This is a genomic window from Nocardia cyriacigeorgica, assembly GCF_010858045.1.
GTDB lineage: Bacteria > Actinomycetota > Actinomycetes > Mycobacteriales > Mycobacteriaceae > Nocardia > Nocardia cyriacigeorgica_E.
In genome coordinates this window covers 13,900-34,865 of sequence record NZ_JAAGVC010000013.1, presented here as the reverse complement: position 1 = coordinate 34,865, position 20,966 = coordinate 13,900, and the positions used below count along the sequence as shown (strand labels likewise).

Sequence of the window (20,966 nt, the reverse complement as noted above, 5' to 3'; positions counted from 1 at the left end):
GGAGGACATGGCAGCGAAGCATAGGGATAGCCACCCGGTAGCGCAGCTGTCCGCGCCGTACAGGGCGGGAAACCGTCGATCGCTCAGTGCAGGTCGGTGAGCACCCGGTCCAGCGCCGTCACCGCCGCGTCGAGTTCCTCGACGGTCACCGTCAACGGCGGACGGAATCGGATGCCGCGTTCGCCGGTGCCGATGATGAGTACGTGCTCGCGTTCGCGCAGCTGGGTGAGCACATCGTCGCGGAAGCGGGTGTCGGGCAGCGTGATCGCGCACATGAGCCCGCGACCTCGCGGTTCGGTGACGGTCGGATGCCGCTGCGCCAGCTCGGTGAGCCGGTCGAGCAGGTGCGCGCCGAGCAGCCGGGAGCGTTCCACGAGTCCGTCGCGTTCGATCACCTCGAGGATGCGGCGGGTGCGCACCATATCGGTCAGGTTGCCGCCCCAGGTCGAGTTCAGCCGGGAACTCACCGCGAACACGTTGTCGGGCACCTCGTCCACGCGCCCGCCTGCCATCACACCGCAGACCTGGGTCTTCTTCCCGAAGGCCACCACATCCGGTGTCAATCCGAATTGCTGGTAGGCCCAGGTGGTTCCGGTCATGCCGACACCGGTCTGCACCTCGTCGAGTACGAACAGTGCGTCGTTGTCGTGACACAGCTGCTGCATTGCGAGGAAGAACTCAGGGCGCAGATGGCGATCGCCGCCCTCGCCCTGGATCGGTTCGGCGATGAAACACGCGATGTCGTGCGGGTTCTCGGCGAACGCACGCGCGGCCTGATCGAGCGCGAGCCGTTCCGCCGCGGCGATATCGCGTCCCTCGCCCAGGTACGGCGCATCGATGCGCGGCCAGGCGAAGGCCGGGAAGCGGGCGGTCTTGTTCGGGTCGGTATTGGTCAGCGACATCGTGTAGCCGGTGCGTCCGTGGAAAGCGCCGGTCAGGTGCATCACCTGGGTGCCGAGACGCGGTGAGCGGCCGTGGCTTTCGTTATGCCTGCTCTTCCAGTCGAAAGCCACCTTGAGCGCGTTCTCCACGGCGAGACCGCCGCCGTCGATGAAGAACAGGTGCGGCAGCCGGGGATCGCCGAGCACCCGCACGAAGGTTTCCACGAAGCGGGCCATGGCGACGGTGTAGATGTCGGAGTTGCTCGGTTTGTTGAGGGCGGCGGCGGCCAGCTCCGCGACGAACGCCTCGTCACCGGCGAGCGCCGGATGATTCATGCCGAGCGCGTTAGAGGCGAAGAAGCCGAACATGTCCAGGTAGACGGTGCCGTCACGTTCGTCGACGAGCTGGCGACCCTGCGATTGTCGTAGGTCAAGAACCAGCTCGAAGCCATCGGCGAGGATGCTCGCCGACAAGATCTCATGGACTCGGGATGCGGTGGTGACCGATACCTCGTCACCATCCGGGCGGGTGCGCTCCAGTTCGATGGTCACATCCGCAGGGTACGAAAGATTTAGCGAAATCTCTACAACAAAACGGAGAAACTCCGGTCAAAGCCTACCTGTCGTAGAATGTCTGCAAGATGATGGTGCTTCGCGTACGGACATTGGCGGTCGCGCGGATCTCCTGCAAGAGCTGCTCCAGATGCCGGGGCGAGGCCACCCGCACCAGCAGCACATAACTCTCGTCGCCCGCCACCGAGTGGCAGGCCTCGATGCCAGGGATCTGCTGCAACAATGCGGGCGCGTCATCGGGTTGAGACGGGTCGAGAGGAGTGATCGCGACGAATGCCGACAGCAGATGCCCCAGCGCCTCGGGATCGACCTTCGCGGTGTAGCCACGGATCACGCCGCGCGCTTCCAGCCTGCGCACCCGCGACTGCACCGCCGACACCGACAGGCTGGCCTTCTCGGCCAGATTCGACAGGGTCGCCCGGCCATCGGCCATCAGTTCGCGAATCAATAGCCGATCGATGTCGTCGAGAACGGGCTTTGCCGGTGTTTCCGCCATCAGCGAAGGCTAACGCAGCCAACGCGGCCCGTGCAGAAAACTTGTAATCGTTCATTCCGCGACCGGACCCGCATCAGGTACCGGTCACCGACGTCGAAGCGGAGGACCCAGATGACCCACATCGTCGGCGAGCACGCCACCCGCACGCTGCCGGGCCGCGCCGAAGCACTGCTCGACGCGCTCGGGGCCGAACTTCCCCCGCCCGGCACGCTGGTCGCGCGCACCCCGATCACCGGCGGGCAGCTGGCGACCCTGCGCCCGGACGCCCCCGCCGACGTCGAGGCCGCGATCGACCGGGCCGCCACCGCGTTTCGGAACTGGCGCACGGTTCCCGCGCCGGTGCGTGGTGCGGTGGTGCGCAGGCTCGCCGAACTGCTGCGCGCGCACAAGAACGAGCTGGGCGAGTTGGTCACGCTGGAGGCCGGGAAGATCGGCGCCGAGGCGGTCGGCGAGGTGCAGGAGATGATCGACGTCTGCGAGTTCGCGGTCGGGTTGTCGCGTCAGCTCTACGGGCGCACGATGCCCTCGGAGCGTCCCGGGCACCGGCTGATGGAGACCTGGCATCCGCTGGGCGTGGTCGGAGTGATATCGGCGTTCAACTTCCCGGTCGCGGTATGGGCCTGGAACACCGCGATCGCGCTGGTGTGCGGCGACACCGTGGTGTGGAAGCCCTCGGAGACCACGCCGTTGACCGGGCTGGCCTGCCATACGCTGCTGCGCCGGGCCGCCGCCGACGTCGGCGCCGATCCGCAGATCCATCAGCTGATCCTCGGCGGCGCCGAGGCGGGCGAGCAGCTCGTGGACGACGAACGGGTGGCGTTGCTGAGCGCGACCGGATCGGTGCGGATGGGCCGCACGGTCGCACCGCGGGTCGCGGCCCGCCTGGGTCGCTGCCTGCTCGAGCTCGGCGGCAACAATGCCGCCATCGTGACGGCGTCGGCGGATCTGGAGCTGGCCGCGCGCGGCATCGTCTTCGCGGCGGCGGGCACCGCCGGCCAGCGCTGCACGACATTGCGGCGATTGATCGTGCACGCCGATGTGGCCGGCCCGCTGCTCGACCGGCTGGAGAGCGCGTATCTGCAACTGCGCGTGGGCAATCCGCTCGAACCCGGTGTGCTGGTCGGCCCGCTGATCGACGCCAGGGCGCATGCGTCGATGATCAAGGCGATCGAGCGCGCACTCGACGACGGCGGGGAATTGATCTGCGGCGGTGAACGCGTGGACGGCTTCGGCGACGACGCCTATTACGTACAACCGGCCATCATCCGGATGCCCGCCCAGACCGCGGTGGTGCGGGAGGAGACCTTCGCCCCGATCCTGTACGTGCTGACCTACCACGATTTCGAGACCGCGATCGAGCTGCACAATGCGGTCCCTCAGGGCCTGTCGTCGTCGGTGTTCACCACCGATCAGCGTGAGGCCGAACGATTCCTGGCCGCCGACGGCTCCGACTGCGGCATCGCCAATGTCAATATCGGCACCTCGGGCGCGGAGATCGGCGGCGCGTTCGGTGGCGAGAAGCAGACCGGCGGCGGACGCGAATCCGGGTCCGATTCGTGGAAGGCGTACATGCGCCGCGCCACCAACACCGTCAACTACTCCGATGATCTGCCGTTGGCGCAGGGGATCGAATTCGGCTGAGTCGGCTCGGACGCACACCTGCGTATCGGTGACCACTCGGTCGATTCGGTCCGGTCAGCGGCCGAACCGCACCGTCCACGCCCCGCGGTGGTGCAGCCGGACCGCGGATCCGGGCGGGACGTCCAGGCGCCAGAACGAAGCGGCGGGGGCGTCGAGCGCGACCAGCAGGGCGGCGCGGATCACCGCGGGGTGGGTGACGGCGATCGTCGATCGGCCACCGGCGGCGACCCTGTCGAGCCAGCCGCGGACGCGGCCGATGAGGTCGTCGACGGATTCACCACCGTGTCCGCGAAATCCCGGATCGGTGAGCCAGGCATGTGCCTCGGCGGGCTCGAGCGCGGCGAGTTCGCGGCCTCGCCAGCTGCCCGCGTCCAGGTCGCGCAGCGCCGGATCGGACGTGCCCGGCAGGCCGAGCGCCTGCCCGGTCTCACGGGCCCGGCGTTCGGGGGCGAACAGCACCACCGCGCCAGCGGGTGGGCGGAACGGTTCGAGGGCGTTGCGCCCGGCGTCGGTGAGCGGCTCGTCACCGGGGAAGCGCGCGGTACGCATGGCTTCGGTCACACCGTGGCCGATCAGGTCGAGTTTCAGCACGCCGGACACGGCGGCAACGATACGGCGTCGGTGCTGGTCGGGGCCTACGTGTCGGTGCCCGGGTGCACACTGATCTCATGGCCGAGTTCTCCCCCGCGACCCAGGAGTGGTTCGACGGCGCCTTCCCGGCGCCGACCGACGCCCAGCTCGGTGCGTGGCGTGCGATCGCGGCCGGTGAACACACCCTGGTCATCGCGCCGACCGGCTCGGGCAAGACGCTGTCGGCGTTCCTGTGGGCGATCGATCGGCTGGCCTCCGGTGAGAAATCCGAGGAGCCTGGCACCACGGTGCTGTACGTGTCGCCGTTGAAGGCCCTCGCCGTCGACGTGGAACGCAATCTGCGGGCCCCGCTGGTCGGCATCACCCAGACGGCGAAGCGGCTCGGGCTCGACCCGCCGCACATCAGCGTGGGTGTGCGCTCCGGCGACACCAGCGCGAGCGAACGCCGCTCGATGCAGCGCACGCCACCGGACATCCTCATCACCACCCCGGAATCGCTGTTCCTCATGCTCACCTCGGCTGCCAGGGAGACGCTGCGGACCGTGCGGACGGTGATCGTGGACGAGGTGCACGCCATCGCCGGTTCCAAACGCGGCTCCCATCTGGCCTTGTCACTGGCCCGGCTTGACCTGCTCACCGAGCGCCCGGTGCAGCGCATCGGCCTGTCGGCCACCGTGCGCCCGCCCGAAGAGGTGGGCCGATTCCTGGTGGGCAGCGCGCCGCTGACCATCGTCTCGCCGCCGGCGCCGAAGACCTTCGACCTGTCGGTGCGGGTGCCCATCGCGGATATGACCGAGCCCGGCGAATCGGATCAGCCCGGCTCGATCTGGCCGCATGTGGACGAGGCGATAGTGGACCTGGTGCTCGCCCATCGGTCGTCGATCGTGTTCGCCAACTCCCGCAGGCTGGCCGAACGGCTCACCGCCCGGCTGAACGAGACCTTCGCCGAGCGTGCGGGCGATCCGGTCGAGACCGAGCACGCACCACCCGCGCAACTCGGCGCGTCCACCGAGGTGGTGCACGGTGCGGCGCCGCTGCTGGCTCGGGCGCACCACGGCTCGGTCAGCAAAGAGCAGCGCGCGCTCATCGAAGACGATCTGAAAAGCGGGCGGCTGCGCTGCGTGGTGGCCACCAGCAGCCTCGAACTCGGCATCGATATGGGTGCGGTGGATCTGGTGGTGCAGGTGGAGGCGCCACCGTCGGTGGCCAGCGGGCTGCAACGGATCGGCCGGGCCGGGCATCAGGTCGGCGAGATCTCGCGCGGGGTGCTGTTTCCCAAGCACCGCACCGACGTCATCCACTGCGCCGTCGCGGCCCAGCGCATGACCACCGGCCAGATCGAGGCCATCCAGATTCCGGCGCATCCACTCGACATCCTCGCCCAGCAGACGGTCGCGGTGTGCGCGCTGGAGCCGGTCGACGTCGACGCCTGGTTCGAGGTGGTGCGCGGCACCGGAAGCTATGCGACGCTGCCGCGTTCGGCCTATGAGTCGGTGCTCGATCTGCTGTCCGGGCGGTATCCGTCCGACGAGTTCGCCGAACTGCGCCCGCGGGTGGTGTGGGATCGCGACGCGGGCACGCTGACCGGCAGGCCCGGCGCCCAGCGATTGGCCGTCACCTCCGGTGGCGCGATCCCCGACCGCGGCATGTTCGCGGTGTACATGGTGGGCGAAAAGGCCTCTCGGGTGGGTGAACTGGACGAGGAGATGGTCTACGAATCGCGCGTTGGCGATGTCTTCGCCCTCGGCGCCACGAGCTGGCGGATCGAAGAGATCACCTTCGACCGGGTGCTGGTGACGCCCGCGTTCGGCCTGCCGGGCCGGCTGCCGTTCTGGCACGGCGACGGGCTCGGGCGCCCGGCCGAATTGGGCGCGGCGCTGGGTGAATTCATTCGGCGCGCGGGTCAGGTAGCCGAGCGCGCGCAGCCGGACGGCAGTAGCCGGCGCCCCCGATCCGAGCTCGCCGATCAGGATGGGGTGCCGTCACCGGATGGCACCGCCGGGGCCGGCTCCCGCGGCGCGACGGGCTCGCGCACCCGTGCGGCGGCACCCACCGCCCCGGCGCACGACGCGCTGGCCGAGTTGGTCGGCGCGGCCGGGCTGGACGAGAACGCCGCCTCGAATCTGCTTGCGTTGCTGGATGATCAGCGCGCAGCGACCGGACGGCTGCCCACCGACCGCATGCTGATCGTTGAACGTTTCCGTGACGAGCTCGGTGACTGGCGGCTGGTGCTGCACTCCCCCTACGGCCTGCCGGTACACGCACCGTGGGCGCTCGCGGTGGGTGCGCGGCTGCGGGAACGCTTCGGGGTCGACGCCGCACCGAACGCCTCCGACGACGGCATCGTGGTGCGGCTGCCGGACACCACCGACGATCCGCCCGGCGCCGAACTGTTCGTCTTCGAACCCGATGAGATCGACGACATCGTCACCGAGCAGGTCGGCGGTTCGGCCTTGTTCGCCTCCCGCTTCCGCGAGTGCTCGGCCCGTGCCCTGCTGCTGCCGCGCCGCGATCCGGGCAAACGTGCCCCGCTGTGGCAGCAACGTCAGCGCTCGGCGCAGCTGCTCGATGTGGCGCGCAAGTTCCCGGATTTTCCGATCCTGCTGGAGACGGTGCGCGAATGCCTGCGCGACGTCTACGATCTGCCCGCGTTGAGCGAACTGCTCGGGCGGGTGGCGCGGCGGCAGGTGCGGCTGATCGAGGTGGAGACAGCGACGCCGTCACCGTTCGCGAACGCGCTGCTGTTCGATTACATCGGTCAATTCATGTACGACGGCGACAGCCCGCTGGCCGAACGCCGAGCGGCGGCGTTGTCGCTGGATTCGAGCCTGCTGGCCGAACTGCTGGGGCGAGTGGAGCTGCGGGAGCTGCTCGACGCGTCGGTCATCGAGCAGACCGAGCGCGAGCTGCAACGGCTCACCCCCGAACGCCTGGCCCGCGACGCCGAAGGCCTGGCCGATCTGCTGCGGCTGCTCGGACCGCTCACCGCCGCCGAGGCGGCCGAACGATGCCGCGAGGATCCGGCGCCGTGGTTCGCCGAGCTGGTCCAGGCCCGGCGCGCCCTCGAGGTTTCCTTCGCCGGCCGCACCTGGTGGGCGCCGGTGGAGGATGCGGCCCGATTACGTGATGCGCTGGGCGTTCCGCTGCCCATCGGCACCCCGGCCGCGTTCATCGAACCGGTAGCCGACCCGCTCGGCGATCTGGTGGCGCGCTATGCCCGCACGCACGGCCCGTTCGGGGTGGAGGCGGTGGCAGCCAGGTTCGGTCTCGGCACCGCGGTCGCCGCTGGTGCCCTGCATCGGCTGGCAGCCGAGAAACGAGTGGTGGAGGGCGAATTCACGCCGGCTGCGACAGGTTCGGAATGGTGTGACGCCCAGGTGCTGCGCCGCCTGCGCCGACGCAGCCTGGCCGCCGCCCGCCATGAGGTCGAGCCGGTGTCCACCGCGACCTTCGGGCGTTTCCTGCCCGCCTGGCAACATCTCGGCACCGGCGAGCTGCGCGGAATCGACGGTGTGGCCGCGGTGGTGGAACAGCTGGCCGGCGTGCCGATCCCGGCCTCCGCCCTGGAATCGCTGGTACTGCCGGCCCGGGTGCGCGACTACTCCCCCGCCATGCTGGACGAACTCATGGCCACCGGTGAAGTGCGCTGGTCCGGGCACGGCGCCATCAACGCCAAGGACGGCTGGATCGCGCTGCACCTCGCCGACCAAGCACCGGTGACCTTGCCCCCGGCCGACGACATCGAACTCACCGAAACCCACCTGCGCCTGCTCACCGCACTCGGCGCCCAGCTACCGGCGTGGTCACCGGGTTCCCCGACGCCATCGACCACACTTGTCGACCTGGACGCGCCCGATATCAGCCCTGATCCCACTGCGGTACAACAGGGTTCACCACCCGGTGACACCTCCGATGGCAGCGGGACGGTGGAGGTCGGCGCCCCTGCGTCGGGGCGCGCCGCGGCTACCGCAGACAATGCCGACGGGCCAGGAGCACCGGCGCCCACCAACGGGGCGATATCGGAGGGCGCGGGGTCGCCCCGCCCAGCCGAGCAATCGGCGCTGATGCGGGTGCCGCCACAGCTACATGGCGGTGGCGCCTACTTCTTCCGGCAGCTCTCCGATGCCACCGGCCTGCTCGACGATGCCGCGGTGGCGGACGCACTGTGGGAGCTGGTCTGGGCCGGACTCGTCTCGGGCGACACCTTCGCTCCGGTGCGGGCCCGCTTGGCCGGTTCCACCCGGACGCCGACCGCGCACCGCTCACCACGCCGCACCCCGCGCGGCCGGGCCTACCTCCCGCGCCAGGCGCTGCCCACCCGCTCCGGCCCGCCGACGGTCGCCGGACGCTGGTCGCTGCTCCCGGACCGGCTGACCGACAACACGATTCGCGCGCACGCCACCGCCGATCTGCTCCTGGAACGCTACGGCGTGCTCACCAGGGGCTCGGTACAGAGCGAAGGCGTGGCGGGTGGTTTCGCGCTGATGTACCGGGTGCTCACCGAATTCGAGGACCGTGGCCGTTGCCGGCGCGGCTATTTCATCGACTCCCTCGGCGGCGCCCAGTTCTCCACCACCGATGTGGTCGACCGGCTTCGGTCCTTCGACGGCGACCGCGCCCGCGGCAGTGCGAACGGGCCCGACGGTGCGGCGCTGGCATTGGCCGCCTGCGATCCGGCCAACCCGTACGGCGCCGCCCTGCCCTGGCCCAAGGGCGACGGCGAGTCCGGGCACCGGCCAGGCCGCAAGGCGGGCGCGCTCGTGGTCCTGGTCGGCGGTGAGCTGGTGCTGTATCTGGAACGCGGCGGTAAGACGCTGCTCACCTTCACCGAGGATCCCACCGCCCGGCAGCGGGCGACGCGGGCACTGGCCGCGCTGGTACACGAGCGCAGGGTCGATTCGCTGGTGATCGACCGGGTCGACGGCGAATCGGTGCACGGCAACACCTTCGCCGCCTTCCTCACCGACGCCGGTTTCGCCGCCACTCCGCGCGGCCTGCGCCTACGAGGACGCCCGTGAGCACCCGGGCCGACGGAGCGGGCGATGCCCGAGGGTGACGTCGTCTACCGCACCGCGCAACGACTACGGGCGGCGCTGGCCGGGCAGGTGCTGACCCGCAGCGATTTCCGCGTCCCCCGCTATGCCACCGTCGACCTGCGCGGACAGACCGTGGACAGCGTCGGCAGCTACGGCAAGCACCTGTTCGTCCGCACCGACACCGTCAGCATCCACACCCACCTGAAAATGGAGGGCAGCTGGCGGGTGTTCCATTGCGGGCAGCGCTGGACGAAACCGCGGGTCACCGCCCGGCTGGTGCTGGCCACCGACGAGGTGGAGGCGGTCGGCTTCTCGCTCGGCGTGGTCGAGGTGCTGCGCCGCGCCGAGGAGCAGCGCGTCATCGAACACCTCGGACCCGATCTGCTCGGCCCGGAGTGGGATCCGGCCGAAGCGGTCGACCGGCTGATCCGGCAGCCCGACGAACCCATCGGGATCGCGCTGCTCGATCAGCGCAATCTGGCCGGCATCGGCAATATCTATCGCAGCGAGGTGTGCTTCCTGCGTCGCGTGCACCCGGCCACGCCGGTCGCCGCCGTGCCGGATCTGCTCGCCCTGGTCAACGAGGCGCACCGGGTGCTCACCACCGCCGCACAGCAACCACCGTGGCGCCCGCTGGTCTACGGCCGGCACCGGATGCCGTGCCAGCGCTGCGGCACCACCATCGCGGTAGAGCTGCTCGGCGAGAGCGCACCGCCCTCGGACCGGATCTCGCGGCGCGAGCGCGGCATCTACTTCTGCCCGCGGTGCCAACCAGCGGTAACGATGTGATTTGCCATTCAATTGCTAATGATTCAACGAGTTCGCACGACAAGGACGGCAGTAGTCGATTTCGCCGACCGATCGAAAGCGAGCACTCATGCGGGCACCGACGACGCGGCAGCGCCTGGCCGCCATCGCCGGCCGCATCGTGACCACTGTGCTCGCCCTCCTGGCCACCGCCCTGTTCAGCTACCTGCTGCTGCATGGCGGCGGTCCCGCCGCGCCCCTCGGGCCGCCCGCCCCCGCGCCGCCCACACCACAGATCGAGCGCTTCTCCATCTCTCACTAGACCGGTCGTCATAATTCACGTACCGTCTCCGTCGTGACTACACGCACGGACTCCCGGCAGCGATTCATCGACGCCGCCGTCGATCTCTTCCACACCCAGGGCTATCACGCCACCGGACTCAACCAGCTGGTCACCGCGGGGGGCGCGCCCAAGGGCTCGCTGTACTTCCATTTCCCCGGCGGCAAGGAACAACTCGCCGCCGAGGCCGTCGACCAGGCGGGCAAGCTGCTGCGCGAGCGGCTCGCGGCCGCACTCGAACACGGCGACATCGATGGCGTCGTCGACCAGTTGACCGCCAACCTCGTCGCCTCCGATTTCGCGCGCGCCTGCCCACTGGCCTCGGTCGCGCTCGATGCCGCCGACAGCGAACCGATCCGCGCCGCGTGCGCGGGCGGTTTCGAATCCTGGCGGCTGACCATCGCGGAATACCTGCGCGCCAAGGGCATCGAGGCCGAACGCGCCGAACAACTGTCCACCGTGGCGCTCGCCATGCTCGAGGGCGCGCTGCTACTCGCCAAGACCAGCCGCGATATCGCCCCGCTGCGCACGGTCGCCGACCACCTTCGCACCCTCATGGACCAGGAGTTGTCCCGATGAAGATCCATCACCTCGACGGCGGAACGATGCGGCCCTTCGGCGGCCGGCTGATCAGCGGCACCGGCGGTCTGCTGCATCGCGGCGAAATGGTCTGCCACTGCGTGCTGATCGAGCACGACACCGGTCTGGTACTGGTGGAGACCGGCATCGGCGAGCAGGCGGTGCGGCGCCCGTCCGAATGGCTCGGCGCCCAATTCCTCCAGATGACCCATCCGGTGCTCGATCTCGAACGGACCGTCGCCCGCCAGATCGAGCGGCTCGGCTACCGGCGCGAGGACGTCCGCGATATCGTGCTGACCCACCTCGACCTCGATCACGCGGGCGGTCTCGCCGATTTCCCGCACGCGCGCGTGCACGTCTACGCCGAGGAGATGCGGGCACTCGAAGGTACCTATGGTCCGCGAGAACGGTTCCGCTATCGCGCGATCCAGTTCGCGCACGGCCCGAAGTGGCAGGTGCACGGCGAACACGGCGAGCCGTGGTTCGGCTTCGAAGCGGTCCGCGAGCTGGCCGGTCTGCCGCCGGAGATCCTGCTGGTACCGCTGGCCGGGCACACCCGCGGGCATGCGGGCGTCGCGGTCGACACCGGTGACGGATGGCTGCTCAGCGCGGGCGACTCGTACTTCCACCCCGGCGTCCTCGAAGCCCATCCACATCAACCGCTCGGCATCGCCGCCTTCGAACGGTTCGTCCAGACGGTGCCCGAGGCCAGGGCGAACAATCAGCAGCGCCTGCGGGAGCTGATCGCTGCCGAGGGTGATCAGGTGCGGATCTTCAGCGCCCATCACGCCGGCGAGCTGCGCGCACTGCAGGCCGCCGCAGTCTGATTCGGCCGCAGGCAGGCGCGTCCGGGTGCGGCCGCGCCTGCCCTGGGCATCACCGATCCAGCGGTACCGGCTCCAGAATCTCCGGACGCGGCTCCGGCGCGGCCACCCGCAACGCGTCGGCGCATTCGTCGTCGGGCTCGGCCTGGGAACGGATCTCGGCATCGACCCTGGCCAGGTACAGGCCGACCTCACGGTCGACGTCGTCATCGTCCCAGCCCAGCACCGGCGCCACCAGTCGGGCGACCTGCTCGGCGCAGTCGGCGCCGCGATGGGAGTACTCGATGGAGATGCGGGTGCGCCGGGCCAGGATGTCGTCCAGGTGCAGCGCGCCCTCCGCGGCGGCCGCGTAGACCACCTCGACCTGGAGGTAGGACGGTGCGTCGGTCAGCGGTTGCAGCAGTTCGGGTTTGCCCTCGGCCATGGCCATCACCTCATCGATGAGCGAGCCGTAGCGGTCGAGCAGATGCTTGATCCGGTACGGGTGCACACCGTAGGCCTCGGCCAGCTGCACGGTCTGATTGACCAGCGCGAAGTAGCCGTCGGCGCCCAGCAGCGGCACCTTCTCGGTGATCGAGGGCGAGACCCGGGCCGGAATGTCCTGCGCCGCCTCGTCGACGGCGTCGTAGGCCATCACCCGGTAGGTGGTGTATTTGCCGCCGGCGATGGCGACCAGACCGGGTGCGATCCGGGCGACGGCGTGCTCGCGCGAGAGTTTGGAGGTGTCGTCGCTCTCCCCGGCCAGCAGCGGCCGCAGCCCGGCGTACACGCCGTCGATATCGTCGTGGGTCAACGGGGTGACCAGCACCCGGTTGACGTGCTCGAGCAGGTAGTCGATATCGGCCTTGGTCGCCGCCGGGTGCGCCAGGTCCAGATTCCAGTCGGTGTCGGTGGTGCCGATGATCCAGTGGCTGCCCCACGGGATCACGAACAACACCGAGGTGGCGGTGCGCAGGATGATCGCCGCATCGCTGACGATCCGGTCGCGCGGCACCACGATGTGCACGCCCTTGGACGCCCGCACATGGAAACGTCCACGCTGATGCGAGAGGGCCTGGATCTCGTCGGTCCACACGCCGGTCGCGTTGATCACCACATGCGCGCGGGTTTCGGTGGTGCGCCCGTCCTCACTGTCGCGCAGCTTCACCCCGACCACCCGGTCCGCCTCCCGCAGGAAGCCGACCACCTGCGTCGAGGTGCGGATCACGGCACCGTAGTGGGCGGCGGTACGGGCCACGGTCATGGTGTGGCGGGCGTCGTCGACGACGGTGTCGTAGTAGCTGATGCCGCCGATCATCGAATCGCGGCGCAACCCCGGCGCCAGCCGAAGCGCGCCGTGCCTGCTCAGATGACGTTGCCCTGGAACCGATTTCGCGCCGCCCATGGTGTCGTAGAGCAACAACCCCGACGCCACATACGGCCGCTCCCACACCCGGTGGGTGAGCGGGTAGAGGAAGCGCAGCGGCTTCACCAGATGCGGCGCCAGCGTCGACATGGACAGCTCGCGTTCGGCCAGCGCCTCCCGGACCAAGCCGAACTCCAGCTGCTCCAGATATCGCAGACCGCCGTGGAACATCTTCGACGAGCGACTCGACGTCCCGGAGGCCAGATCGCGCGCCTCGACCAGCGCCACCCGCAACCCACGGGTCGCGGCATCGAGGGCGATGCCCGCACCCACCACACCGCCGCCGACGACGACCACGTCGAAGTGGTCTTTGCCCAGCCGGGCCCAGGCGTCCAGCCGCTGCTGCGGCCCGAGGAACTGCGAATCGGGCTTCTTGGTCATGCTCGGCTCCTCCAACCGACGCAAGCGCCGGAGGTCGACGTTGTGGTCTGTGATCGGGCGATCGAGCTTCTCTGACACCTTATCGCCGCATCGGCCGCGCTCGCGTGTGACGCCCTCGGGCGCGGGCGGACCCGCTGATCCGGACCGCGTACCGCCACGGTGCCGGGTTGTCCCGAGGCCGCCGTGACCGGCCGCGGGTTCCGGTAACCTGCTCCAATGCGACGCTATGTGGCCGCCATCGACCAGGGGACGACGTCGAGCCGGTGCATCATTTTCGACCGCGCGGGGCGGGTCGCGGGCATCGCCCAGCGCGAGCACGAACAGATCTTCCCGCGCCCGGGCTGGGTGGAACACGATGCCGAAGCGATCTGGCACAACACCGAACACGTCCTCGGCGAAGCGCTGACCGCCACCGGCATCACCGCAGCCGATATCGCGGCGGTCGGCGTCACCAATCAGCGGGAGACCACGGTGGTCTGGGATCGCGCCACCGGCAAGCCGATCCACAACGCCATCGTCTGGCAGGACACCCGCACCGAGGCGCTGTGCACCGAGCTGGCCGGCGAGGTCGGGCGCACCCGGTATCAGGATCGCACCGGTCTGCCGCTGTCGACCTATTTCGCCGGCCCGAAACTGCGCTGGATCCTCGACCATGTCGAGGGCGCCCGCGAGCGCGCCGAGGCCGGTGAGCTGTGCTTCGGCACCGTCGACAGCTGGGTGCTGTGGAATCTCACCGGAGAGCACCTGACCGACGTCACCAATGCCTCGCGCACCATGCTGATGAATCTGCGCACCCTGCAATGGGACGGCCAGATCTGCGCCGAATTCGGCGTGCCAGAGGCGATGCTGCCGCGGATCCGCAGTTCCTCCGAGGTGTATGCCGAGATCACCTCGGGTCCGCTCGCCGGTGTTCCGGTCGCAGGCATCCTCGGCGATCAGCAGGCGGCCACCTTCGGCCAGGCCTGCCTGTCTCCCGGCGATGCCAAGAACACCTACGGCACCGGCAATTTCATGCTGCTCAATACCGGCACCACACCGGTGTTCAGCAAGCACGGACTGCTCACCACTGTCTGCTACCGGCTCGGTGACCAGGCGCCGGTGTACGCGCTGGAAGGCTCCATCGCCGTCACCGGCTCACTCGTGCAATGGTTCCGCGACAATCTCGGCATCATCTCCTCGGCCGCCGAGATCGAACCGCTGGCGCGCAGCGTCGACGACAACGGCGGCGCCTACATCGTGCCCGCGTTCTCCGGTTTGTTCGCCCCGCGCTGGAGGCCGGACGCGCGCGGGGTCATCGCGGGGCTCACGCGTTTCGTGAACAAGGCCCACTTGGCCAGGGCCGTCCTCGAATCCACCGCGTTCCAGACGCGTGAGGTCACCGACGCCATGCGCGCGGACGCCGAATCCGAGCAGCTGCGACTGGAATTGACGACGTTGAAGGTCGACGGCGGGATGGTGAACAACGAGCTGCTCATGCAGTTCCAGGCCGATATCCTCGGCGTCCCGGTGGTGCGCCCGGTCGTCAACGAGACCACCGCGCTCGGCGCCGCGTACGCGGCCGGTCTCGCGGTCGGCTACTGGGCAGGCACCGACGACATCCTGGACAACTGGGCGGCGGACAAGACCTGGGCGCCGAGCATGAGCGACACCGACCGGCAGACCCGGCTCGACGCCTGGAACAAGGCGGTCGAACGCACCTACAACTGGGCGGACTGAACCCCGGTCGCGACGCCGCGAGCCACGCATGGCCCGCGCCCTCCTCGACCGCGCCCCAAGGCTTTCACCGACTACCGCGAGTCTCTGGTCATTCGCACTCGTGCTTCTGCGTGCACTAGGCACCTGCGCGATCACCTGAGCGGGTGCGCCAGGCCGAACCCGGCGCTATACGGTGGCAACCGCGCGCTGCGCGATGACCGCGCGCTCGAGCCGGTCCACCGCTTCGGCGAGTGCGTCCGCTGCGCCGGTGGTGAAGCACATGCGCAGCGAATGCGGGTACGGGGTGCTCACCGAGAACGCTTGACCGGGGACGTAGGCGACGCCGGCGTCGAGGGCGTGGGTGAGCAGCGCCCCGGTGTCCGTGCCGTCGGTGAAATCGGCCCAGATGAACATGCCGCCGGCGGCGTCGGAGCAGGTGAGCCGATCACCGAAGCGCGCACGCAGCGCGCCTGCAAGCGCTTTCGCGCGTTCGGCGTAGGCGGCGCGCACGGTGTCGATGTGGGCGGTGAGCCATTCGGTGTCGGCCAGCAGATCGGCCGCGATCTGCTGGGTCAGCGCCGAACCGCACAGGTCGGCGCCCTGTTTGAGCAGCTCGACCGCCCGGCACACCGGATTCGGCGCGACCATCCAGCCCACCCGCAACGTCGGCGCGAGGATCTTGGAGGAACTCGACAGGCGGATCACATTCGATGAGTAGGTCGCGACGGGAGCCGGCGCGGGCTGGTCGAACCACAGTTCGCCGTAGGGATCGTCCTCGATCACCCAGAAGCCGTAGCGCTCGGCCAGGGCCGCCAGCTCCTGCCGCCGCGCCGGACTCATGGTGACCCCGCCCGGGTTGTGGAAGTTGCTCACCGTATGCACCACCGCAGGCCGCTCCCCACCGGCCAGCAGCTCGCCCAGCAGGTCCATCCGCAGGCCTTCGGCATCCAACGGCAGCGCGACGATGCGCGCGCCGGCTGCCCGGAACACCTGAAGCGCGCCGACGTAGGCGGGATCTTCGACGACGACGAGCGCGCCCGGATCGAGCAGCACCTCCGACAGCAGCGACAACGCCTGCTGCGATCCGTGCGTGACGAACACCTCGTCCAGCGCGACGGTGCGCCCCAACCGCGCGCTCTCTCGTTCGGCGAGGACGGTACGCAGCGGCCTCCAGCCGGGCGATTCGGTGTATTGCAGGGCGGCATCCTGGCGCAGCGCGGCGTCGGCGGCTACCGCGATCCGCTCCCCCGGCATCAGCGCCGCATCGGGCAGACCACCGGCAAGGCTGATGATCTCCGCGCGCGCGGTGAGTTTGAGCAGGTCACGGATGGCCGAACTGGTCAGGCCGTTCAGGCGGCCGGCCAGCGGCGGTAGGTGCTGCGACATGGAACCTCCAGGGATTACGCGAGGTGCGCCTGTCCCACTGTCGCATACCGGGGACCATGATGTGAAATAATCATCCCATGATTTGAGACACCCTGGTGTCCACGAGAAACGACAACGGCCCCATCCCGAGTGCGGGATGAGGCCGTTCGCTGCTGCGCAGATCAGCGTCGCGAGGGGACCTTGCAGTCCTTCGTGACGCCGGGCTGGCACGGCGGCTTCTTCTTGGTGTCCTTGCAGTCGGTGCTCACGCCCGGCTGACACGGACCGGCAAGCGCGATGGACGGTGCCAACGCGGGGCCAACCCCCACCAGACCGATCGTGAGCGCGACACCGGCAACCAATTTCTTCATGGATACTCCCTCCCTAGAGTCAGCTCGAACAGTACCCGACGGCAGCGGGTGCGGCAACAGCCAGTTCGAACGAAAACCCTTGGCACAGTAGCGATTTCCTATCGCCGCTGAGTGAGCCGTTGTTGGCGAGGCGTGGGTCAGCGATCCAGGATGGCGAAGATCAGGTGCTTGCCGTTCTGGTCGATGGTCTGCACCGTCTGCGGGTAGAGGTTGGTGGTGCCGTCGGGCTGATGTACCGCCAGGTCGACGTCGAAGACGTTCGGTTGCCGTTCGGTCATTCGCAGGCAGTACGTGGTGCCCTGTGGGATCTGCTCATCGATGACCTTTTGCAGATCGGCGGCCGGCAGCACGTTCGCGTCCGAGGCGGCGAAGCTGCGAGCTTTCGCGCCGTCGCGAGCCGTATAGAACGCATGCTGATATCCGAGAATGGCGCCGGCCCCGCTCGCGGTATCACCCGGACCGTTGCCCACGGTGACTTTGCCGTCCTTGCTCGCCGGGCAGCTCAGCGCGGCCGTGGTCGTCGGCGCCTGCGCCGATTCCGCTCCACTGTCGTCACCGGTCATCATGACGATCACCACGGTGAGCGCGACCAGCACGGCTACGACGGCGGCCGAGCCGGCGATGATCGGCCCGAGCGGACGCTTCTTCTTGGCCGGACGGGCCAGCGCCTCGGTCACCGACTGCGGGGTGAGGCGCTTGGCGATCGGATCGTCGGCCCAGGACAGGCCCGGCTCCGGTGTGGGTTCGGCCGGCGGGGTCGGCGGCTCGCCGGAGGTGGTCGGCCGATTCCACCAGCTGCTGTCGTCCTCGGTCGACATCCGGACGGTGCGATCCTCGCCGGCGTCGGCGGGTTCCGGGCGCGGCGGGCGTGGTGGATTGTCCGGGAACGTGGTGCTGTCGGGTGCCCGGAACTGCGGCGGCGGTGCGGGCACGCTCGCCGGCGGCTCGGGTACGGGCTCACCGGCTGGTCGCCAGGTCAGGCCGGGCTTTTCCGGTGCGGGTTCGGGCTTCCAGCCGGGCCCGGGGGTGGTGGGTGGTCCGAAATCGCCGAGCGGAGGACCGAAGTTCGATACCGGAGGTCCGAAGTCTCCTACCGGTGGGCCGAAATCCGATCCTCCGGACCCGCTGTCCTTGCCTTCGCCGTCGCCGGACACACCCAATCCTTTCCCCGGAACACACGTATGGGGCGGCCGCGAACGACCGCCCCAACGCCCATTCAGCACATATCAGTACTGGAGTGAACCACCCCACTGGGTGGTGACGCCAGCGACATTGATCGTCTGCGGGGCCATGTCACCCGGTTGCACGATAGTCGGCAGTTTAACCTGCGCGGCCGCTTCGAGCGCGGCGGCGCCGCCCGGCTGCTGGGCGATCCACTGCTCGACGTTCGCCTTGGCGGCATTGATCTGGGTGGTGTCGAGGACGGTCTCGAACTTGTTGTCGGCCAGGCCCGCACCGCCGGTGAAGGTGTTCACCTTGATGTGGTTCTCGTCCAGGAACTCCCACGCGATGCCCGCGTCACCGCGACCGGTGGGCGTGCTGTATCCGACGGTGCCGACGTAGCCGGCCTCGTTGGTGAAGTGGTGGGTGTTGGCCAGATAACCGGGTGCCAGCGAACCACCGTCGATGGTGGCGCCGACCTCGGCGTGCGGGCCCGTCATCTCGACGACCGGCGCGGCGGGAGCAGCCTCGATGCGCGGGGCCTCCCACTGCGGCTGCACCAGCGTCTGGGTCTCGGACTCGGTGCCGGGCTCGATGGTCTGAGCGGTCTCGGGGTCGATGGCCGGCTGGGCCTCGGTGCCCTCTTCCGGGGTGACGGCCTGGCCGGTGCGCGGATCGACGACGCCAGGACGGTTCGGATCGACCTCGCCGGGCTTCTGATCCGGCACGACGACCGGCTGGACGGGACCGCTCTGGCCGGGCACCGGCAGCGGCGCGACACGCGGCGCGGTGACGCCGGGCTGGCGCGGCGCGGCCAGCTTCGGGTCCTTCTGGTCGTTGTCGGTGTTCGGGGTGGTGACGCCCGGCTGGCTCGGCGTGGCGTTGCCCTGCGGGTTCTCCGGCTTCGCCGGATCGGTGACGCCGGGCTGGGTCGGCGACTGCGACTGCTCCGGCTGGGTGGTACCCGGCTGGCTCGGCGACTCGTCCTGCGTCGGCGCCGGGGCCTCGGGCTGCTCGTTCGGAACGGCCCCCGCCGGCGATGCGAACAGAGTGGCTACGGCCGCCGCGGTGGCCAGCGGCAACGAAGTACTCGCCATCGCTCGCTGCGCCCGACTCGGCTTACGATGTTTCACTTTTCGCCCAATCCCTTTCCCGGGTGCGGTCGCACCGACCGCACTCAGCTGTCTTTGGTGAGACGCTCGGACTGCCAACAGCCCAGGCTGCCCGCCGTTCGCGTCAGGAAAGGAAACCCCCCGACACCAAACCACACGACCACCCATCGATCGCATCTCTGCCGGAAGTGAACCACAACTGCCCGGCCCAGGCAACGTGACGAAACCTACCCACTGACAGGAACACTCGACACGCTGGACGAACCGCCCGGCTCAGTCCAGATCGTCGTGACGCATGAGCTGGCGCGCGGCTTCGGTCACCGATCCGGTCAACGAGGGATACACCGAGAAGGTCTGCGCCAGATCGGTGACGGTCAGATTGTTCTGCACCGCAAGAGCAATCGGCAGGATCAGCTCGGACGCGATCGGCGCCACCACCACACCGCCGATGACCACACCGGTGGCCGGACGGCAGAAGATCTTGACGAAGCCACGCCGCAGCCCCGACATCTTCGCGCGCGGATTGGTGTTCAACGGCAGCATCACCGTGCGGGCCGGGACCTCGCCGTTGTCGATGGCGGTCTGGCTGACGCCGACGGTCGCGATCTCGGGCCGGGTGAACACGGCCGAGGCAACGGTCTTGAGCCGAATCGGATTCACGCCCTCGCCGAGCGCGTGGTACATCGCGATGCGGCCCTGCATCGCGGCCACCGAGGCCAGCGGCAGCAGGCCGGTGCAGTCGCCCGCGGCGTAGATGCCCGGCACCGAGGTGCGCGACACCCGGTCGACGCGCAGGTAGCCGCGGTCGAGTTCGATGCCGACGCGCTCCAAGCCGAGATCATCGGTATTGGGCGTCGAACCGACGGTCATCAGCGCATGCGATCCGGAGACGGTGCGCCCGTCGGCCAGCTTGACCACGACGCCGTCGGCGGTGCGCTCCACGGCATCGGCACGCGCGTGCTTGACCAGCTCGACACCGCGCTCGGCCAGCGCGTCCTCCAGCACCAGCGCCGCGTCGGCGTCCTCACCGGGCAGCACCCGGTCGCGGCTGGACACCAGCTTCACCCGCACGCCCATTTCGGTGTAGGCGGAAACGAATTCGGCGCCGGTGACACCGGAACCGACCACCACCAGGGTCTCCGGCAGCTCGGTCAGGTCGTAGAGCTGGCGCCAGTTGAGGATGCGCTCGCCGTCGGGTTCGGCGCCGGGCAGCACCCGCGGGCTGGCACCGGTGGCGATCAGCACCACCTCGGCCTCGATTGTCTGCTCGGTGCCGTCGGCGAGCGCGGCGCGCACCCGATGGGCGGCAAGGCCGGAGCCCGAATCGATCAACTGCCCGCGCCCGGCCAGCACCGTCACCCCGACGGTCTGCAACTTCGAGCGGATATCCGAGGACTGGGCCAGCGCCAGCGCCTTCACCCGCGAATGCACCTCCGGCAACGACACCGTGGCCTGGCTCGGATCGAGAGTGATGCCGAGATCGCGGGCGCGGCGCAGATCGGTGCGCACCCCGGTCGAGGCGATGAAGGTCTTCGACGGCACGCAGTCCCACAGCACGCACGCTCCGCCGATGCCGTCGGAATCGATCAGCGTGACCTCGGCGCCGTGCTGGGCCGCCACCAGTGCGGCCTCGTATCCGGCCGGTCCGCCACCGATGATCGCAATGCGGGTCATGGATACCTCCGCTCGAGCAGTTGCACCGGGATCTCCGGTTCGGCATCAACGTTATCCGCCCTGAGCCGTGCCGCCGCGTTGCGGTAGGCCGCGC

General features: G+C 69.3%; 16 protein-coding genes. 7 read left to right on the top strand and 9 right to left on the bottom strand.

Annotated elements, in window-relative coordinates; all coding sequences use genetic code 11:
* Positions 1-83: 83 nt before the first annotated feature.
* Positions 84-1,433 (bottom strand): L-lysine 6-transaminase, encoded by a 1,350-nt coding sequence (lat, locus tag GV790_RS14395; protein ID WP_175585895.1) that lies wholly within the window; start codon positions 1,431-1,433, stop codon positions 84-86.
* Between the two features lie 64 nt (positions 1,434-1,497).
* A complete protein-coding gene (locus GV790_RS14390; protein WP_036533594.1) occupies positions 1,498-1,950 on the bottom strand; it encodes an Lrp/AsnC family transcriptional regulator in 453 nt (150 codons plus the stop codon).
* Between the two features lie 111 nt (positions 1,951-2,061).
* Here GV790_RS14390 and amaB point away from each other — a divergent pair, with 111 nt between their 5' ends.
* Positions 2,062-3,591: an L-piperidine-6-carboxylate dehydrogenase gene (amaB, locus tag GV790_RS14385; RefSeq protein WP_163813857.1), complete on the top strand. Its 1,530-nt coding sequence runs from the start codon at positions 2,062-2,064 to the stop codon at positions 3,589-3,591.
* A gap of 54 nt (positions 3,592-3,645) precedes the next feature.
* On the opposite strand, the gene GV790_RS14380 is transcribed toward amaB, so the two are convergent.
* On the bottom strand, positions 3,646-4,191 hold the full coding sequence (locus GV790_RS14380; RefSeq protein WP_163813856.1) for a histidine phosphatase family protein: 546 nt from the start codon (positions 4,189-4,191) through the stop codon (positions 3,646-3,648).
* A gap of 68 nt (positions 4,192-4,259) precedes the next feature.
* Between GV790_RS14380 and GV790_RS14375 the strand changes: the two genes are divergently transcribed.
* The 5 genes from GV790_RS14375 (at position 4,260) to GV790_RS14355 (ending at position 11,711) form a co-directional block, all read left to right on the top strand.
* Positions 4,260-9,200, top strand: a complete 4,941-nt coding sequence (locus GV790_RS14375) for an ATP-dependent helicase (RefSeq protein ID WP_163813855.1) — start codon at positions 4,260-4,262, stop codon at positions 9,198-9,200.
* A 24-nt stretch (positions 9,201-9,224) separates the two neighbouring features.
* Positions 9,225-10,007 carry an Fpg/Nei family DNA glycosylase gene (locus GV790_RS14370; protein WP_163813854.1) on the top strand — a complete coding sequence of 261 codons (783 nt, stop codon included), beginning with the start codon at positions 9,225-9,227 and terminating at the stop codon, positions 10,005-10,007.
* 88 nt (positions 10,008-10,095) lie between these two features.
* Positions 10,096-10,287, top strand: a complete 192-nt coding sequence (locus tag GV790_RS14365; protein WP_163813853.1) for a hypothetical protein — start codon at positions 10,096-10,098, stop codon at positions 10,285-10,287.
* 33 nt (positions 10,288-10,320) lie between these two features.
* Positions 10,321-10,884, top strand: coding sequence for a TetR/AcrR family transcriptional regulator (locus GV790_RS14360; protein ID WP_163813852.1), 564 nt, complete (start codon positions 10,321-10,323; stop codon positions 10,882-10,884).
* Entirely contained in the window at positions 10,881-11,711 is an 831-nt protein-coding gene (locus GV790_RS14355) for an MBL fold metallo-hydrolase (protein WP_163813851.1), read from the top strand. The genes GV790_RS14360 and GV790_RS14355 overlap by 4 nt, the downstream gene beginning before the upstream one ends.
* A gap of 49 nt (positions 11,712-11,760) precedes the next feature.
* Here GV790_RS14355 and glpD read toward each other — a convergent pair whose 3' ends face one another.
* Entirely contained in the window at positions 11,761-13,494 is a 1,734-nt protein-coding gene (glpD, locus tag GV790_RS14350) for a glycerol-3-phosphate dehydrogenase (RefSeq protein WP_163813850.1), read from the bottom strand.
* A gap of 216 nt (positions 13,495-13,710) precedes the next feature.
* On the opposite strand from glpD, the gene glpK reads away from it, so the two are divergent.
* Complete coding sequence (gene glpK, locus GV790_RS14345) at positions 13,711-15,210, top strand: glycerol kinase GlpK (protein WP_163813849.1); 1,500 nt, start codon at positions 13,711-13,713, stop codon at positions 15,208-15,210.
* A 165-nt stretch (positions 15,211-15,375) separates the two neighbouring features.
* Here glpK and GV790_RS14340 read toward each other — a convergent pair whose 3' ends face one another.
* The 5 genes from GV790_RS14340 to GV790_RS14320 all read right to left on the bottom strand — a co-directional run bounded on the left by GV790_RS14340 (position 15,376) and on the right by GV790_RS14320 (position 20,872).
* Positions 15,376-16,575 carry an aminotransferase-like domain-containing protein gene (locus tag GV790_RS14340; RefSeq protein WP_163813848.1) on the bottom strand — a complete coding sequence of 400 codons (1,200 nt, stop codon included), beginning with the start codon at positions 16,573-16,575 and terminating at the stop codon, positions 15,376-15,378.
* A gap of 161 nt (positions 16,576-16,736) precedes the next feature.
* On the bottom strand, positions 16,737-16,925 hold the full coding sequence (locus GV790_RS14335; RefSeq protein WP_163813847.1) for a hypothetical protein: 189 nt from the start codon (positions 16,923-16,925) through the stop codon (positions 16,737-16,739).
* Positions 16,926-17,062: 137 nt separating this feature from the next.
* Positions 17,063-18,079: a hypothetical protein gene (locus GV790_RS14330; RefSeq protein WP_256673287.1), complete on the bottom strand. Its 1,017-nt coding sequence runs from the start codon at positions 18,077-18,079 to the stop codon at positions 17,063-17,065.
* 72 nt (positions 18,080-18,151) lie between these two features.
* Positions 18,152-19,183: a hypothetical protein gene (locus GV790_RS14325; RefSeq protein WP_228806589.1), complete on the bottom strand. Its 1,032-nt coding sequence runs from the start codon at positions 19,181-19,183 to the stop codon at positions 18,152-18,154.
* 288 nt (positions 19,184-19,471) lie between these two features.
* On the bottom strand, positions 19,472-20,872 hold the full coding sequence (locus GV790_RS14320; RefSeq protein WP_163813845.1) for an NAD(P)H-quinone dehydrogenase: 1,401 nt from the start codon (positions 20,870-20,872) through the stop codon (positions 19,472-19,474).
* Positions 20,873-20,966: the final 94 nt, after the last annotated feature.

Bases quoted from the DNA above. Each gene is read 5' to 3' on its own strand.
- GV790_RS14390 (WP_036533594.1), bottom strand. From the start codon at position 1,950: ATGGCGGAAACACCGGCAAAGCCCGTTCTCGACGACATCGATCGGCTA.
- amaB (WP_163813857.1), top strand. From the start codon at position 2,062: ATGACCCACATCGTCGGCGAGCACGCCACCCGCACGCTGCCGGGCCGC.
- GV790_RS14375 (WP_163813855.1), top strand. From the start codon at position 4,260: ATGGCCGAGTTCTCCCCCGCGACCCAGGAGTGGTTCGACGGCGCCTTC.
- GV790_RS14370 (WP_163813854.1), top strand. From the start codon at position 9,225: ATGCCCGAGGGTGACGTCGTCTACCGCACCGCGCAACGACTACGGGCG.
- GV790_RS14365 (WP_163813853.1), top strand. From the start codon at position 10,096: ATGCGGGCACCGACGACGCGGCAGCGCCTGGCCGCCATCGCCGGCCGC.
- GV790_RS14355 (WP_163813851.1), top strand. From the start codon at position 10,881: ATGAAGATCCATCACCTCGACGGCGGAACGATGCGGCCCTTCGGCGGC.
- glpD (WP_163813850.1), bottom strand. From the start codon at position 13,494: ATGACCAAGAAGCCCGATTCGCAGTTCCTCGGGCCGCAGCAGCGGCTG.
- glpK (WP_163813849.1), top strand. From the start codon at position 13,711: ATGCGACGCTATGTGGCCGCCATCGACCAGGGGACGACGTCGAGCCGG.
- GV790_RS14340 (WP_163813848.1), bottom strand. From the start codon at position 16,575: ATGTCGCAGCACCTACCGCCGCTGGCCGGCCGCCTGAACGGCCTGACC.
- GV790_RS14335 (WP_163813847.1), bottom strand. From the start codon at position 16,925: ATGAAGAAATTGGTTGCCGGTGTCGCGCTCACGATCGGTCTGGTGGGG.
- GV790_RS14325 (WP_228806589.1), bottom strand. From the start codon at position 19,183: ATGGCGAGTACTTCGTTGCCGCTGGCCACCGCGGCGGCCGTAGCCACT.
- GV790_RS14320 (WP_163813845.1), bottom strand. From the start codon at position 20,872: ATGACCCGCATTGCGATCATCGGTGGCGGACCGGCCGGATACGAGGCC.